This is a genomic window from Primorskyibacter sp. S187A, assembly GCF_049800955.1.
In the GTDB taxonomy this organism is placed as follows: Bacteria; Pseudomonadota; Alphaproteobacteria; order Rhodobacterales; family Rhodobacteraceae; genus JAKVBH01.
Genome location: NZ_JBNAGA010000002.1, coordinates 85,401 through 101,739, shown reverse-complemented (window position 1 = coordinate 101,739; position 16,339 = coordinate 85,401). Strand labels below are relative to the sequence as shown.

11 protein-coding genes are annotated in these 16,339 nt (G+C 60.5%); 2 read left to right on the top strand and 9 right to left on the bottom strand.

The genetic code is table 11. The features are described 5' to 3' along the window. The first annotated feature begins 98 nt into the window (after window positions 1-98). Window positions 99-6,353 (top strand): LamG-like jellyroll fold domain-containing protein, encoded by a 6,255-nt coding sequence (locus ACP15S_RS11465; RefSeq protein ID WP_425039776.1) that lies wholly within the window; start codon window positions 99-101, stop codon window positions 6,351-6,353. Here the strand turns inward: ACP15S_RS11465 and ACP15S_RS11460 are convergent. Then, a complete protein-coding gene (locus ACP15S_RS11460) occupies window positions 6,327-7,292 on the bottom strand; it encodes a LysR family transcriptional regulator (protein ID WP_425039775.1) in 966 nt (321 codons plus the stop codon). The genes ACP15S_RS11465 and ACP15S_RS11460 overlap by 27 nt on opposite strands. 96 nt (window positions 7,293-7,388) lie before the next feature. Here ACP15S_RS11460 and ACP15S_RS11455 point away from each other — a divergent pair, with 96 nt between their 5' ends. Further along, on the top strand, window positions 7,389-8,288 hold the full coding sequence (locus tag ACP15S_RS11455) for an MBL fold metallo-hydrolase (protein WP_425039774.1): 900 nt from the start codon (window positions 7,389-7,391) through the stop codon (window positions 8,286-8,288). A 60-nt stretch (window positions 8,289-8,348) separates the two neighbouring features. On the opposite strand, the gene ACP15S_RS11450 is transcribed toward ACP15S_RS11455, so the two are convergent. From ACP15S_RS11450 to ACP15S_RS11415, 8 genes are all read right to left on the bottom strand, one after another. Next, the gene (locus ACP15S_RS11450) at window positions 8,349-9,551 is read right to left on the bottom strand and encodes an acyl-CoA dehydrogenase family protein (RefSeq protein WP_425039773.1); all 1,203 of its coding nucleotides are present in this window, start codon (window positions 9,549-9,551) and stop codon (window positions 8,349-8,351) included. Between the two features lie 184 nt (window positions 9,552-9,735). Further along, a complete protein-coding gene (locus tag ACP15S_RS11445) occupies window positions 9,736-10,770 on the bottom strand; it encodes an AraC family transcriptional regulator ligand-binding domain-containing protein (protein WP_425039772.1) in 1,035 nt (344 codons plus the stop codon). Continuing rightward, entirely contained in the window at window positions 10,767-11,672 is a 906-nt protein-coding gene (locus ACP15S_RS11440; RefSeq protein WP_425039771.1) for a DMT family transporter, read from the bottom strand. The genes ACP15S_RS11445 and ACP15S_RS11440 overlap by 4 nt, the downstream gene beginning before the upstream one ends. After that, the gene (locus ACP15S_RS11435) at window positions 11,669-12,472 is read right to left on the bottom strand and encodes an ABC transporter permease (protein WP_425039770.1); all 804 of its coding nucleotides are present in this window, start codon (window positions 12,470-12,472) and stop codon (window positions 11,669-11,671) included. Before ACP15S_RS11435 ends, ACP15S_RS11440 begins: the two co-directional genes overlap by 4 nt. Further along, a complete protein-coding gene (locus tag ACP15S_RS11430) occupies window positions 12,465-13,403 on the bottom strand; it encodes an ABC transporter permease (protein WP_425039769.1) in 939 nt (312 codons plus the stop codon). The genes ACP15S_RS11435 and ACP15S_RS11430 overlap by 8 nt, the downstream gene beginning before the upstream one ends. After that, window positions 13,400-14,125, bottom strand: a complete 726-nt coding sequence (locus ACP15S_RS11425) for an ABC transporter ATP-binding protein (RefSeq protein WP_425039768.1) — start codon at window positions 14,123-14,125, stop codon at window positions 13,400-13,402. The genes ACP15S_RS11430 and ACP15S_RS11425 overlap by 4 nt, the downstream gene beginning before the upstream one ends. After that, the gene (locus ACP15S_RS11420; protein WP_425039767.1) at window positions 14,119-14,802 is read right to left on the bottom strand and encodes an ATP-binding cassette domain-containing protein; all 684 of its coding nucleotides are present in this window, start codon (window positions 14,800-14,802) and stop codon (window positions 14,119-14,121) included. The genes ACP15S_RS11425 and ACP15S_RS11420 overlap by 7 nt, the downstream gene beginning before the upstream one ends. Next, window positions 14,799-16,334: an ABC transporter substrate-binding protein gene (locus tag ACP15S_RS11415; protein ID WP_425039766.1), complete on the bottom strand. Its 1,536-nt coding sequence runs from the start codon at window positions 16,332-16,334 to the stop codon at window positions 14,799-14,801. The genes ACP15S_RS11420 and ACP15S_RS11415 overlap by 4 nt, the downstream gene beginning before the upstream one ends. Window positions 16,335-16,339 lie beyond the last annotated feature (5 nt).

Genomic DNA, 16,339 nt, shown 5'->3' with positions numbered 1-16,339 from the left:
AGCGGCTGCCAGAAAAAGCGTGCTTTGGATGCCGTTGCAGCCTAGGGTTAACGGATACTTAATTTCCGATCAGCCCTTTTTGTTAAGAGGTTATTGTTATGCCTGCCGGTTCCGAGACGATTGACTATCGTAATCATGCCTCCCGAATTCCGACCGAACTGAGAGACCTTCGCGCCAGTCTGGATGACTTTTCGACAGTCTTGCGTAAAGCCGCCGATGTCGTGGGCTACGTCAACAACGCGGGTACAGCAGCCGGCGGTATTCGCAAAGGCATCGACAAGCTCAATTCGGTTCTGGAGAACACCAAGAAAGCAGGCCCGCTCATCGATCTTTCGATCCGCTTTGCCGATGTGCTGACGGATTCCGTGCGCCCTGCGGTCAAACGCATCGAGGACAAGGTTCAGGAACTCAACGACATTGGCAAAAGCGAGGGCACGGAGAAGGGCAAATTCCTCTCCAATCTCAAAACGGCTTTGAAAGCGTCGGCAACGACGCTGGAGCTCGTCTCTGCCGCAGTGGCGGAGGCCGAGCAGGATTACATTGATCACACGCGCACCATGGACAAGACGATTGCGGCCCTGAATGCCGCCACCGACGCCACGCGCATGACCTTTATCAGCGATGAGGTTTGGGTATCCAACTTTACCTCTCTTGCGGACGACATTGATGACCAACTGGCGCTGCGCAACGTACAAATCACCAATCTCATCTCGGTCTATGAGGCGATTACCGGGCGTGTCACGCAGATCCAGACGACACTGGCCGATGCCCAGCTTGATCCCGCGCTGGCCGCCGCTGGCCAGTTGGAACAGATAAAGTCTGCCATTGATGTCATCTCCGGCCCGCTCAATGCGGCGGCTGCTGCGCTGGAGCCGATCAAGCCGTTGCTTAATGCGACGGGCTTTATCTATGATCTGGTGGTTCAGCCTGTTCTCGACTTTCTGCTCGACAAGCTTGGCATCAATGCGCTCCTCGACTCCGTGCGGGCGGAGATCAATGGCCTGCTGGAGCTCCCGGGCGGCATTCCCTTCGGTGGATTTCTCGATGGGCTGGGACAGCAGATCGAGGATCTGTCCGACCAGATAGATGACTTTGTCAGCGATGGTTTTGGGATAATCGCCGGGACAGAGGGCTATATTCCGGATCTGGAGGATGCCTTTTTCGGCGGTGGCTTCGGGGAGGCCAGCGCCACGCCTGGCACCGGGCCCACATGGTATGGTGAGACAGGCAACGACAGCATCTCCCTGGGCAATCGCAGCGAAGGCGCGCTCATGGATGGCGGCGCGGGCGACGACACGATCACCGGCAGCGCGGGCAATGACATTGTTCTGGCGAGCCTTGGCGATGATGTCCTCGATGGCGGCGATGGCATCGACCTGCTCTTCTTTGAGGGGAATTTCAACGAATATGAGCTTGTGGTGCTCGGTGAGGAGAGTGAGGAAGAGGGCGAAGAAGACCAGATTGACGTAACTGGCATCGTGATTACCCATGTCAAACCCGACGCGGGGGCGGCCAATCAGGGCGCCGAGACGTTCACGAACTTTGAATTTATCGTCTTCAATAACATCGCCTTTGAAGGGGCCACGCTGGAGGCCGCGCTCACGGGCGGCTCGGGGCTCACCGGCACGAATACCGATGACCTGATGTTCCTCAACAGTCGCGGCACGCCGGTCGATAACGATGGCAATCCCTTTGACGCCGATACCAACCCCGTGGGCAACGGCCCCTTCCTGCATGAAGCCGATGGGCGCGACGGGGATGATTACATCTTCGGCTCTGCCGAGGGGGATCGTCTGTTTGGCGGGCGGGGCAATGATGTCTTCCTGCCCGGAAAGGGCAATGATCAGGTCAACGGTCAGGCGGGGATCGACACCTATCAGACCCTCGACAACGGCAATTCGGTAAACGTTGATGCCGATCTCGCCGCGGGCACGGTCTTTCATCGCCAGACCAATTCCGGCGAAGGGTTCGACACGATCAGCTCCATCGAGAACATCATCCTGCAAGATGGTGGTCAGGATGTCGTCTATGGCACGAGCGGCGCCAATTCGATCCTGACATCCGGTGCCAATGATGTGCTGATCGGGCGCGGCGGTGATGACCTGCTCGATGCGGGCGATGAGCGTGATATTCTGATCGGCGGCGACGGGGTTGACCTGCTGTTGGGCGGGAAGGGCAGCGATATCCTGATTGACGGCGGCGTCTCTGTCGCGGGTAAGTCCGAGACCTATATCGGCGGCGACGGCAGCGACGTTCTGGGTTATTCGCGGTTTTCCAGCTCCTATTCCGATCTGGGATATATCAACAACACACGTCTGCCCTTCAACAGCGGCGATCTGGGCAATGCGCTCAGCAACACAGGGGCCACGGGCCCGCTGCGCATTTTTGCCGAAACCGGCATCATCGAGCATCTCGACGCGCCGGATGGCGATGTGATTGCCACGGACAATGCCGTCGGGATTGAGGCCTTCGTGGGCTCTGACACCGATGACGTGATCTTCGGGCGCTTGGGCGTGTTCCGCGACGAGGTCTATCTGCATGGCGGCGGCGGTGATGACACGATCCATTCCCAGGGCGCGACCGCGTCGAATGGTGGCGGCGGCGATGATTTGATCATCGTGACACGGGTGGACGGGCTGGACAGGATAGAGTCCGGCTTCAACGGCGGCGGCGGGTTCGATACGCTGGATCTGCGGCCCTTGGGCGATGTGCGTTGGCGTCTGGATTCGGGCACGTCGGCCACGAATCTTGTTGTCTCCGGGTTTTCAGCCCGCACCGGCGACAACGACTCGCCCTTCTCGCTGCGCTCCAACACCAGCTCAATCGAAGAATACGTTCTGGGCGATAACGATGACCAGATTGATTTTGATCCCGGCGGATCAACCAACGTGGGCCGGTTTGATGCGCGCGCTGGTGACGATATTATGGTCTCGCGAAATGGCTTTGCAATTTTTGATGCCGGCAGCGGGGATGACACCGCCGAATTCGGCCGCGAAGGTCAATTCTTTGGCGGTACCGGCAATGACTATGTCATCTGGGACGGCGCGACATCGGGTGATCTGTCAAAGGCAAACGGCAATCAGGGTGATGATTACATGCGCCTTGATCGGTTCCGCGGCGAGGCCGACGGCGGCGCGGGCTTTGATGTTCTGGCTTTTGATCGGGTAGATGGCGTCAACGTCGATCTCGCGGCGGGCACGTTCCGCTATGCCGGTGATACGCGCAACGGCGGCACGATCGAGCGCTTCGAGCAAGTGCTCGGCGGGCGCGGCAGCGACACGCTGACGGGAAGCGATCAGACCGACCGCATTGCCGGGCGCAACGGCAATGACACGATCCGGGGCGGTGCTGAAGCCGACAGCCTCTTTGGCAATGACGGCAATGACGTGATCGAGGGCGGCGACGGCGACGATATCCTGCATGGCGGGCGCGGCAATGACACGATCCGCGGCGGCAATGGCCGCGACACGGCCTCTTACGCCACGGCCCATCTGGGCGGGTTGGACGGCGAGCTGATCGCGCCCAGCTTCATTGGCATCACGGCCAATCTCGCTATCGCCCGCTCCTCCGGGGCGCAAGGTGTTGATGTGCTGATCGACATCGAAAACCTGTTTGGCACCATCGCGGCTGATAGATTGCTGGGTAATTTCGCAGGCAATGTCATTTCCGGTGGCGGTGGAGCCGATACGGTCTTTGGCTTTGATGGTGATGACACGATCCTGATCGAGGGGGCGGATACCGCTGCGGGCGGCAATGGCAATGACAATTTCTTCGTCAATCAGGGCGATTTCATTGTCTACGGCGAAAGTGGCGAGGATACCGTCGATTTCAGCGGCGTCGATGGCACGGTGGTCATGTCTGGCGGCACGGGTGTCACCATCCAGGCCGCCGTCGAAACACCTGTCTGGTTTGACACCGAAACGACGGAGGTCCGCGGTAGCCTGACACCGCAGATGGTCCTTGAGGCAGATATCGTCTTTGCCAATTCCGCCGATGATCTCACGCGCGTCGTGCCCGATGAGGAGCGTTTTGACATTGTGACTGTAGCCGAGATGCGCAGCTTTGAAGGTGAGATGTCCGGCATCGAAGAAATCACAGGCAGCGCCGGTGGCGACAGGCTGGTCGCGCTACAGGATATCCAGCGCGACATGCTCAACCTCAATCCGGGCAGCGAAACCGGGCAGGCGGCCTTTGCCAGCCAGATCGCAATGCCCACGGGCGATGTCACGGTCGAGATGCTCTTTCAGGGCACCGATGCGCAGGATCCAAGCACGTCCTTGATACCGCTTTTGTCTTATGCCGTCCCTGGCGATTTCGAGGAATTGCTCATCTTTGCATACCCCGAAGGTCGGTTCTCGGGCGATATCGGCGTGCGCGTGAACGGTACGAACCATCTCAGCGGCGTGGCGACGTCCGAGCTTCTCAATGGAGAATTGCACAGAATTTCAGTCTCTTATGAAAGCGCTACAGGGCAGGTGACGCTTTATATGAACGGCGATGTCATTGCCTCGGGCCTCAGCGCCGCGGGCGGTCTGACGAGCAATGGCTCCATTGTCTTCGGGCAAGAGCAGGATGCGCTGCTGGGTGGATTTTCGGTCAGCAATCTGGGGCGCGGTGCGGTGGCTGATATCCGCATCTGGAACACAGCCCGCTCGCAGAGCGACATCACTCAGGATGCGTTCCGCGACATACCCAACCCCACAGGCAATCCCAACCTTGCGGTGAATTGGCGGGTCGATGGCGCGGCTGAAGAGGTGCGCGATGTCATTTCGGGCGGTGCGCTGAGTTACAACAATTACCTTGGCGGGACAGCGGCAGGGTTCCTGCTGGCCGAGCGGGGCATGCGGCTGAATGGCGAGGACGGCCGCGACACGATCCTTGGCGGCAATGGCAATGACACGCTCGATGGCGGCGCGGGCAATGACACGCTCGCGGGACGCGACGGCAATGAAGACATGCGCGGCGGGGCCAATAACGACCTGCTGAACGGGAACGACGGCGCCGACACCCTGCGCGGCGAAGCCGGGAACGACCGGCTTTCAGGTGGCAATGACAACGATCTTCTGAGCGGCAATGCTGGCCGCGACACGCTGGAAGGCGGCAATGGCAACGACCGTATGTTTGGCGGCGATGACGACGATGTCATGGCCGGTGAACTTGGCGATGACGATCTGCGCGGCGGCGACGGCGCGGATAGTGCCTCAGGCGGGCAGGGCAATGATGTGATTGCAGGCAACAACGGCGATGACACGCTCAACGCAGGCGACGGTCAGGATCGCGTCTTCGGCGGCAATGACGATGATGAGATCAATGCAGATGGCGGAAATGACCTGGCCGATGGCGGCGCCGGGGATGATCTGGTGCGCGGTCAGGACGGTGACGACACGCTGCGCGGAGACGATGGCACGGATTCGCTTGTCGGCGGGGCCGGTCGCGATGATCTGCGCGGCGGCGAAGGCGGTGATCTGTTGTTCGGCAATAACGACAATGACACGCTGCGTGGTGAAGCAGGCGATGATCGTCTGTTTGGCGGGCAATCCAATGATCTTCTGAGCGGCAGCACTGGCAATGACACGCTCGGCGGGGGCACCGGCAACGACCGTCTGTTTGGCGGGGCCGGTGCTGATGAATTGTCGGGAGATGATGGCGCGGATTCTCTACGCGGCAACGATGGGGAGGACACACTCCTCGGCGGTGATGGCGACGATCTCCTGAGCGGGAACAGCGACGCAGATGAATTGCGCGGCGGCGCCGGTGCCGACCGTTTGTTTGGCGGAGGTGGGGATGACAGGCTGCTCGGTGATGCAGATGATGATCGGATGGAAGGTTCTGCCGGCGATGACACGATGGCAGGCGGCGATGGGGCTGATGATATACGCGGGGGCGATGATGAGGATCGTCTCTTTGGCAATGATGGCGCGGACATCCTGCGCGGTGAGTCCGGTGATGATGAGCTATCGGGCGGGAATGGCGATGACACCCTGAGTGGCAGCAGCGGTAATGATCTTCTGCGCGGCGGAAACGGTGCGGACCGAATGATCGGCGGAAGCGGGCGTGATACGCTCGAGGGTGGCTCTGGCGCGGATCTCTTTGTCTTCACAAGTGAGACCGATAGCCCGCAAGGGTCCGCGCGCGATACGATTGCTGATTTCGAAGTCGGCGTCGATCTGATCGACCTGTCAGGCTTTGCGGGCACTTTCAGCTTCGTCAGCAGCTATACCGGTGCGGACAATGAAGTGCGCTACAATGCCGATATCGGCAGGCTCTACATCAACATCGATGGCGGCGCGTCTGACATGTCCATCAACCTTGAAGGCGCGCCCAATCTAACGGCGGATGACATCATCCTCTAGCGCGGCGGTTTGGTTTTGCCGGTGAGTGTCGCGCTGCGGCGCGGTAATCGCATCATGCAGGAGATCGCGTAGCCATTTATTGACCGGGTCCCTGTCATAGCGCTCGGACCAGAAGAGATGCAGGCTGAATGCCGGGACGTCGGTCGGGAAAGGCGCGACCGTAAAGGCGGGGTTTTGGCGATGCAGATTGGCTTGCCGGCTCGGCAGCGTCGCAATCAGCCCCGCCTGTTGCACGAGCGTGGGGGCAGAGCCGAATGTATGCGTGATGAGGCTCACGTGGCGCGACTTGCCTTGCTCTCGAAACCATGTGTCGAGATAGCCTGTCGGCGCGCCGCCCAAAGGGGCCACCAGAAGGTGCTCTGATGCGAGGTAAGCCTCCAGATCGAGATGGGCTGCGGCCGGATGGTCTGATCGCAGCAAACAGGCCAGTTCCTCGTCATAGAGCTTGCGCTGTTTCAGGCCATCTGGCGCATAGAGCATGGTTGTCATCGTCACGGCGAGCCTTTTGCGCCAGAGCACATCCGAGCGGTATTCCATATTGAGCGGCAGGAATTGCACCGGTGCTGGGCAGCCGCATGTCTTGAGTGCAAGCAAGATATCGGCGCCATGCAGCAGAATTTCTTCATCAGCACAGATGATAATAATGGGCTCGGTGATGCGCGTGGGGTCGATCTCTGAACCGCCGGACATGGCGACTTCTATGCCCTGCAAGACGCCTGATAAATGCTGCGCCAGATCAGCGCCTCTGGGGGTCAGGTGCATGCCGCCTGCGCCACGGACAAGGAGCTGATCTTCCATGATAATTCTAAAGCGCTTCAAGGCATTGCTCACGGCGGGCTGGCTCATGTCCAACCGGATTGCCGCGCGGCTCACGCTGCGCTCTTCGGCAACAGTCTGGAAGATGCGCAGCAGGTTCAGATCAAGCTCATTTATATTCATGGCGTGAATATCGCCTATTTTTGCGAGGCTGTTAAGTTTGAAACAGCACGCGGGTAATGCTGGTGGAAATCAACCAGAACCAAAGAGGTTTCTTCCATGACCAAACCCATTCTCAACCGACGTCAACTGATAACGGCAGCCGCAAGTGCAGGCGTGATCAGCACGGCTTTCGCCACAACCGGGAAAGTGGCGCAGGCCGCCAGCCACGCGGCGACGCCGATGGCAGGTATGATCACGATCCATAAGCTCGGGGCCGTGACCTTGCACAGCTATACAGCGCCAGAGGCGTCGGCGTTGGTTAATACGCATATCATCGAGACAGCAAACGAGCTGCATATCATCGACGCGCAGTTCCTGCAGAGTTTCGCAAGCGAAGTCCGGGCCTATGCCGACAGTCTCGGCAAACCGATCAAACAGCTTTACCTGTCTCATGCCCATCCGGACCATCTGTTGGGTGCGGCGCAGTTTGCTGATGTGCCGTTTGTGACATCCGATGCCGTGCGCGCGGATGCCGAGGCCAGCACGGACATGTTCGAAGATCGCAAAGCGCAATTCGGCGATGATACGCCGCTCTACATGCCTGAAGGTGGGCTGGGTCTCGGCGCGACAAGTTGGGGCGGCGTTGCCGTTGAGATTGCCGAGATCAAGGATGCAGAAGCCGCCAACACCCTGACGTTCCATATCCCAGAAGCGGGCCTCGTGATCGCTCAGGACCTGCTCTACGCCAATGCGCACGCCTTCCCGCTGGGCAATACACCCAATTGGATTGCCGCACTGGAGGGTATCCGCGCGACGGATGATCTGAGGCTTGTGGGGGCCGGGCATGGTCTACCTGCGAGCCCCGGCGCTCTGGACGATGCCATCGCGTATCTGATCTTCCAAAACGAGGTCATCACCTCGAGCGGGGATGCGGAAACAGCTGTTGCGGCTCTATCCGAAGCCTACCCGGGCTACGGCGGTGCGGGGCTGCTGAATTTTGTCAGTTACCGCTATTGAGCCACGTCGTGGCCAATGGCCAGCGAGGCCAGCCGGGGAAACTGGCTGGCCTTGTCTTTATTATTCAGCGGCCAGGGGCGCATCGTCCTTCGCCTCGCCATATCCCTTGGGCACTGCGAGATCTGGCAAGGTTGCCGCCCGTTTCTGGAGCGCCCGTCCAATGACAACGCGGCTGATCTCGGTTGTCCCGTCGACGATCCGAAGCATCTGCGCCAGCCGTGACAGGCGATCCAGTCCGTAAGGCTGCAACAACCCCATACCCCCGAGGACCTGTGTGCAGGTATTGGCGGCCTTAACCGCCGCATCCGGGACAAAGCGTTTGGCATGGGCCGCCATCAAGGGGCCTTCCGGCGTCCCGAGTGCCTCAGCGGCCTTGCGGTAGAGCAGCTTGGACACCTCCAGATCGGTCGCGACTTCACCCAGCATCCATTGGATCCCATCCAGATCGAGGTTTTTGCCGCCAAACATCTTGCGGTTCTTGGAATAGGACAGCGCCGTATCCAGCGCCGCCTGCATCAGCCCGCAACAGCCCGACGCGATGGAGACGCGCGCGATATCGATGGCCATGAGCGAACCTTGCAGACCCTGACCAATAGGCAGGATGATGTTGTCTTCACTGACCACGACATTGTCGAGATACATCTCGGACATTGGCAGGAACGAGTAGGAGGGCGTGTCGTATTTTGCACCGAAGCTGATCCCGGGTGTGTCGGCCGGAATGGCGATCATCGCCATGTCCTTGTGCCCCGGAGTATCGCTTGTCTTGACGACGGTGAAATAGATATCCGCCTCGCCTGCAAGGCTGACCCAGGCCTTGGCGCCATTGATCGTCCAGGTGCCATCGTCATTGATGGTCGCGCGGGTATACATTTTCATCGGATCAGAGCCGGATTGCGGTTCTGTCAGGGCAAAATTCGCGAGCTTGCGCCCTGATGTCAGATCCCGGGCCCATGTTTCTTTGAAGGCATCAGTCCCATATCCGCAGCCCGCAAACGTGCAGATATTATGCATCGAGAGCGCAAACGCATAGGCGCCGTCCCCAAGCCCCAATTGCTCATATACCTGAATACCTTCTGCCAGAGACAGACCCTGACCGCCAAATTCCTCGGGAGCATAGAGCCCTGTCAGCCCGGCGGCCCCCGCCGCATCGGACGCGTTACGCGGCCAGACTTTGGCGGTGTTCCAGGTATCGACATTGGGGGTGATCACATCGGTCGCATGGGCATGGGCAGAGGCGAGAATGCGGGTCAGTTTGTCAGACATGGTCAAATCCTTCGTGAGAGCGCGGCTTGTCCAAAAACGCCAAGCGTTGCTCGGCAATGCGTGAGCGCAGATGGCGGCTATGTTGTGTTTCTTGTTTGAAAACGTACCTAGGCACCGCAAGTGAAGAGCGCCATTGCGTGTGGTGACAGGAAATTGTCCAAAAGTGACAAATTGAGCGGGCGCGTTATCTCGCAATCTGGTTGGATCTGCGATAGGTGCTCGGTGTCGTGCCTGTCCATCTGAGAAAGGCCTTGTGAAAACTCGCAGCAGAGGCAAAGCCTACATCCTGTGCGATGGCCTCGATACTGACTTCGCCCACTTGCAACTGCCGGATGGCAATGTCGCGTCGCAGGCCGTCTTTGATGGCTTGAAAGGATGTTCCCTGCGCTTCCAGTTTCCGGATCAGCGTGCGCGGTGTCATGTGCAGCGCGTCCGCCGCATGGCGCAGATGGGCCTCTTCCCAACCAACCTGTGCGAGATAGGCGCGCACCCGAAGCGATTGCGTATGCTGCTGGGATTTCGTGAATATCCAGTCGCGGGGTGCATTTTCCAGAAACCGGTCCAGATCAGCAGAGCTGCGCACTTGTACCGGGCCCAGAACATCCGCATCGAACAGGATCGCTGTTTGGGGGCAATCGAATGTCAGGGGCGCGGGGAAAATCAGCGCGTAGTCGTCGTCGAAGTCCGGTCTGGCAAAGGCAAACTCCACCCCCGCAACAGCGACCTCCGCGCGCGCAAGCCAGGACAGCAGGCCATGCGCCAGCTTCAGGATCAGCATGTGTCCGAAGCGCTGAACCGGATCGTCGCCCTGCGCCACCAATCGCAAAGCAAACCTGCGCTCGGCCGCAAGCTCCACGAGCTCGAATTGATAATCATCGAGCAAAAGGTTCCAGAACGTCGAAAACCGGTAGAGCGCGGATGTGAGGGAGGTCGCCTCGCGCACCGACGTCAGCAGATGTTGCAACGCGCGCGGGCGGATCGGGCGCGACCAGAGCCCCATCATTTCGTCTCCGGTTTCTACCGCCGCCAGTTGGTACAGCGATACGATCTGATCGAGGTTGACCCGGCTTTGAGGGGTCGTCGCATCATACTCGAGATGCGATCTCTTCAGGAGGGAGGCGTAGTGATCCGGCGCACACAGCGCCCGCAGAGCCACCAGCCAATCCGCGATGAAGGCGCTGGAGACAGTGGAAATCAATGGAGGGATCTTGTCGCTCATCCCGTTGTCCTCCTTTGCCCCGCGCGCCGTCCTCCTTCCGCAGCTGCAACGATTGCCCCCGCCAGGATAAGCGGTGCGGCCAGCAGGAAAGCCGAGCTGAGCGGCAGCTGGAAGATAAACAGATCTGCCAGCAGCGGCCAGAATAGCGCGAGGTATTCAAATGGCGCAAGGCGCGAGGCCTGCGCGTATCGGAAGGCCAACGTCATTGTGATATGGGCAAAACCGCCGAAAAGACCGGAGGCCATGAGCAAGACAAGTGTCTGTGGATCAGGGATCACCCAACCCAAAGGCAAAGTGAGCAGAGCGCCGATCAGGGAGGCGAGCACGAAGTAGAACGCAATAGCCCCGGGGCTTTCCGTCTGGTTGAGATTTCGGACCATGATCAGCGCCAAGGCAGACAAAACGGCAGAGACCAATCCAATGAGATACCCGATCAACCGCTCCGGGCTTCCGGAGGTGCCGCCAAGTTCCGGCCAGACCAAAACAACAACTCCCGCAAACCCCAGCGCAAGGCCCAGCACCCGCCAGATCGTCAGGCGCTCAGAGAGCAAAAAGACTGCCGCGATAGCCATGAGCACCGGTGAGAGCTGGGCGATCAGAATGGCCTCAGCCACATTGAGCCGCGCGATGGCCGCGAAGGAAGTAAAAAGCGCGAGTGCGCCAAACGCAGAGCGCGTCACATGGGCCCAGGGCCGCTTGGTGCGCAAACCGCCAGGGAATTCGTTGCGGAGCCATAAAAAGACGATCAGCGGGATAAAGGCGAAGAACGAGCGGAAGAAAACGATTTCTCCCAAAGGCACTTCATCGCTGACGGCTTTCACGCAGATGAACATGCCCGCGCCCAAAACGCCGGAGAGAATACGCAGGCCGATCCCCCAACTCGCACGGTCCCCTTGCGTCATGCAGCCTCGCCGCGCGCGCTGTCTCGTGCCAGTGCATCGCGCAATGCATCTCCCGTCAGGTTGATAGCCAATACGCTGATCACAACGGCCATTCCGGGCCAGATCATTTGCAATGGGGTCGAGCGCATGTGAATGCGCGCATCAAGCAGCATCGTGCCCCATTCGGGCATCGGGGGTTGGACGCCAAATCCCAAGAATCCCAAAGCCGATATTCCAAGGATCGCGCGGGCAAACATCCCGGTCCAGACGACGGTCAGAGAGGGCAGGATCGCGGGCAGATAGTGCCACCGCGCGATGGACAATCGCGAAAGCCCGGCTAGATGCGCCTGCACCACGTAGCCGCGCGATTGCACGGACAGGCCAACCCCGCGTGCGACGCGGGCATATCGCATCCACCCCGTGACGCTGAGTGCGAAGATAAGGCTCCCGGTTCCGGCACCGAGCAGCCCGGCAATGACCACCGCAGCCACGAGGTCCGGGAAGGCCAGAAAAGTGTCCGTGATCCGCATCAGTGCCCAATCCGCAGCCTTACCCCCGAGCGCCGCAAGGAGGCCAACAAGCGTACCAAGACACAGGCCAATGATCGACACAAGAAACGCCAGGCCAAGCGACCATCGCGCCCCGTGCAGCAAACGCGAGAGGATATCGCGCCCAAACGCATCTGTGCCCAGCAGATGTGCATCGCTTGGTGCAGAGAGCCTGTTGGAGATATTGATCGCCGTGGGATCATAAGGCGCCAGCATCGGCCCGAAGGCGGCGAGCAGCAGGAGCACACAGGCCAACACAGCAACGCTACGCATCGCGCGTTCCAATCCGTGGGTCGATCAGTCTGTAGATGAGATCAAGCAACATGTTGACGATGACAAACAACAATGCGGTCAGCACGACAACGGCTTGAACATGCGGGAAGTCCCGCGCTTCGATGGCGGTCACGAGGAAGGTCCCCAAACCGGGCCGCCCGAAGATGATCTCCACAATCACGGCGCCTTCCAGCAGGAAGGCCAGTTCCAGCCCAAAAACGGTTACGACCGGAATGGCCGCATGGGGGGCGACGTGGTCACGCCCCATGGCGCGGGGGGAGACACCGCGCCGCCTCAGCGCTGGCAGGAACGCCTGCCCCCGTGCTTCCAGAATGCCGGAGCGGATAATCCGCGTCAGCGAGGCTGCGACACCCAGGCCAAGGGTCAAAGCGGGCAGGATCGCATGGGCCGGCGTGCGCGCGCCCATCGCGGGCAGCCAGGCCAGCTGAACCGCGAAGAGCAAGATCAGGAGCAACCCCAGCCAATAGGCGGGAATGGCCGCCCCCAGCGATGCGGCCCCGACGGCAAGACGGTCCAGCAGCCCGCCGGGTTTCCGGGTCGCGAGGATGGCCAGTGGCAGTGCGATGGCCAGACCAATCGCAAGGCCCGCCAGCGCCAGCGGAACCGTATAACCCATTGCAGCCCGGAGATCAGGCCAAACGGGCCGCCCCGTCACGGCTGAATTGCCGAAGTCCAACACGAGCAAAGGTCCGACCCAATGCAGGAAAGCGGCCCAGAAGCTCTGATCCAGCCCGGCCTCTGCACGCACTTGCTCAATAACCTCTTCGGTCAGAAGGGCATCAAAGCGCGCCATGGCAATCGCTTGCGCTGGATCGCCGGGCGCGTGCCACAAAAGCGCAAAGGTCACGAGCGCGGTTCCCGTCAGGACCACAAGGGCGCGCGACACAAGACCAAGCACATCCGCAATCATGGCCCGACCTCCAAAGCGCCCAGAGCAATCGCGGCATCCCGTAGCGCCGCGCAATAGGGCGTGCGCGGCGCGCTCAGGAAACTCTGTGGGTCAGCGATCTGTTCGATCCGGCCGGCCTTGAGGACGGCGATTTCATCGGCGTAGGCCATGGCATAGCCCAGATCATGGGTCACAATGAGGGCGGCAAAGCGCTCTTCTCTTTGCAGCTGAGCAATCAGCCGAGCGGTGTGTTTTTGTGTGACGGCATCGAGGGCCGAGAGCGGTTCGTCAAATAAAACCAGCGGCGGCGCTGCGATGAGGGCTCTGAGAATTCCGGCCCGTTGCGCTTGCCCGATGGACACTTCGCCGGGCCGTCGGTCCAGCAGGCCTTGAGAAAGCTCAAGCCCGTCGCACAGGCGTTTGATCCGCGCCTCGGGGACGGGTTGCTTTTGCGCCAGGATGGGCTCCAGAACGGAGCGCCGCAAAGAGAGGTAAGGATTGAAGGCCGCACGGGGCTCTTGCATGACAAGGGCGGGACGGCAGGCGCGCACCGGGCTATCATTCCAGGTTATGGTGCCCGCGGCAGGGCGCAACAGACCGAGGATCGTGACAATGAGCGTTGATTTGCCGGCACCGCTTTCGCCCACGACGGCCAGAGTCTGCGGGCGCTCCAGCGTCAGCGAGATGTCCTCCAGCGCGCGCGACGCGCCCCGATTGACGGCCACCTTGTCCAACCTCAACATGGCAAGGACATCCAGTTGCGATGGGCCGACAGGGCTTGGGCGGCCTCGGTTTGCGGACGTTCAAGGATGTCTAAGGTCGCGGCGTCTTCCACGATGCGGCCCTCGTGCATCACCATGAGCCGCGAGACCCGCCGGGCCGCGAGGCCCAGATCATGGGTGACCAGCACCATGGCAACACGGGTTGCCGCGAGATGCGCGTCGAGCAAATCCATCGTGGCGGCAGCCACAATGGGATCCAGCGCGGATGTGGGTTCATCGAGGACAATCAGATCAGGCTTGCCGATCAATGCCATGGCGATGACAAAGCGCTGCTGCATCCCGCGGCTCCAGCCCCAGGGGCGGCTGCGCAGATCGCCGCCGCGTATTTTCAGTGCTTCAAAGAGCGCGCCCTGATCCGCGGCGCCGGGTTGCAGGCCCAGCCCGCGTTCGGCTTCGCGCCAGTGAAACGCCATGCTGCGCAATGAGTCCAGGGCTTCGTCCGGGCTCTGCGGGACCAGCGCCACTTTGCGCCCCTGATCGCGAAGGGCGTCGACCAATGCGTGGCTCAAGGTCGACTTGCCGGATCCGGAACACCCAACGAGCCCGATGCGTGCACCTGGCTCGATTTCAAGAGACGTGGGGTGAAGGATGGTCCGGCCCGCGCGCACAGCGCTCAAGCCGGAAAGTTTCAGTGTCATTCAGTGAATTTCGTCTCGTGTGTGATCCAGTAGGTTTCCGTCGGATGGACTGCGTAGCCTGTCAATCCTGCTTTTGCGACGTTGGTCTGCGCGACATGGAACACCGGGATCAAAGCGGCATCCTCTGCGATAAGTGCTTGCACCTCATCATAGATTGCTTCGCGCTTGGATTGCTCGAAGGTCAACCGCCCTTGATCCAGCAGTGCATCCAGTTCAGGATTTGCATAGCGACCGGAATTTGAGCTGCCATCGGACTTCAGCAACGTTTCCAGAACAGCGCCCGGGTCCCCTTGAGGAGTCGTCACCCAGGCTTGCAGAAACATATCGGCTTCGCCTGCGGCGATGGCATCATTGCTGGCGCCCCATTCACCTAGCCGCACATTGGCCGTGATCCCGATGGCCGACAGAAAGGCCTGCGTCAGCTCGGCTGTGGGCGGGAGCGCGGCGCGCGAGGAATAGCTCACGATATTGATCTCCAGCGGTTCTCCGTCGAGCATCCAACGCCCGCTTTGCTTGACCGCGCCTGCCTCTGTGAGCAAGGCCTCAGCCTGTGCGGGATCGTAGGGGATGGAGATATCTGCGGCCCAGCCTTTGCCTTCGGGAAAGATCGTCTCGGCCGGAACGCCGCCCACGCCCGAGAGGACAGCGTCCACCACGCCCTGACGGTCAATCGCCATGGATACAGCCTTGCGGATGAGCGGATTGGCCATCGGACCGCTGGCTGCATTCACCGTGAAGAAATAGAGCCGCGCCGTGGGGGCGACAAAGCCCTGTGCGCCGGTTTCCTGTATGCGGGCGAAGTCCGTCTCGGGGTAATTGATTACCATATCGACTTCACCAGCCTCAAAGGCCAGCGCGGCCGTGGCGGGGTCGCCAGCGACAACAACGCGAACTTCCTCGAGCCCAGGTGTTCCAAGGCGATAGTCGGGGTTGGCTTCTGCGCGGTACAATTGCTCGGGCACGGCTTCCTTGAAGACATAAGGCCCGGTGGCATTGATGGGATAGGCCTCAGACGGTTGCCCAAGGATCGCGATGCCGGGCTCAGACAGGGACCATGGGAAGGCCGCGTTTGGCGTATTCGTCTCAAAGATCACTGCCTGCTCCCCGTCGGCGGACATGCCGGCGAGATCCAGAAGCTTTGCGATGCGCGTATTGTGGCCCGGATGCGCCTCATCGGAGATGGCCGAGATCGCATTGATCACGGCCTGTGCAGTGACAGGTGAGCCATCGTGAAAGGTCAGGCCAGAGCGCAAGGTCACGCGCCATGTCATGGGCGCGGTTTGATCGATGCTCTCGGCCAGACGTGGGTAGAGATTGAGATCATAATCGATGCCCATCAATGTCTCTGTGACGCCGGTCTGGTTCGACATCCAGCCGTTATAGCCCGCCCACGGGTCGGGGATTTCGGCGGTTGGACCAAAGCCAACGGCGATGGTCAAACTGCCCTCCTGTGCCGCAGCGGGAAGTGCAGTGCTCAGGCTCAGAGCAGCGGAAAATGTAGCGGTCAGGGCAAGCCGTGAAATGAACGACATGGGGT

Coding starts and splice junctions, on each gene's coding strand:
- ACP15S_RS11465 (WP_425039776.1), top strand. CDS start 99: ATGCCTGCCGGTTCCGAGACGATTGACTATCGTAATCATGCCTCCCGA.
- ACP15S_RS11460 (WP_425039775.1), bottom strand. CDS start 7,292: ATGAATATAAATGAGCTTGATCTGAACCTGCTGCGCATCTTCCAGACT.
- ACP15S_RS11455 (WP_425039774.1), top strand. CDS start 7,389: ATGACCAAACCCATTCTCAACCGACGTCAACTGATAACGGCAGCCGCA.
- ACP15S_RS11450 (WP_425039773.1), bottom strand. CDS start 9,551: ATGTCTGACAAACTGACCCGCATTCTCGCCTCTGCCCATGCCCATGCG.
- ACP15S_RS11445 (WP_425039772.1), bottom strand. CDS start 10,770: ATGAGCGACAAGATCCCTCCATTGATTTCCACTGTCTCCAGCGCCTTC.
- ACP15S_RS11440 (WP_425039771.1), bottom strand. CDS start 11,672: ATGACGCAAGGGGACCGTGCGAGTTGGGGGATCGGCCTGCGTATTCTC.
- ACP15S_RS11435 (WP_425039770.1), bottom strand. CDS start 12,472: ATGCGTAGCGTTGCTGTGTTGGCCTGTGTGCTCCTGCTGCTCGCCGCC.
- ACP15S_RS11430 (WP_425039769.1), bottom strand. CDS start 13,403: ATGATTGCGGATGTGCTTGGTCTTGTGTCGCGCGCCCTTGTGGTCCTG.
- ACP15S_RS11425 (WP_425039768.1), bottom strand. CDS start 14,125: ATGTTGAGGTTGGACAAGGTGGCCGTCAATCGGGGCGCGTCGCGCGCG.
- ACP15S_RS11420 (WP_425039767.1), bottom strand. CDS start 14,802: ATGACACTGAAACTTTCCGGCTTGAGCGCTGTGCGCGCGGGCCGGACC.
- ACP15S_RS11415 (WP_425039766.1), bottom strand. CDS start 16,334: ATGTCGTTCATTTCACGGCTTGCCCTGACCGCTACATTTTCCGCTGCT.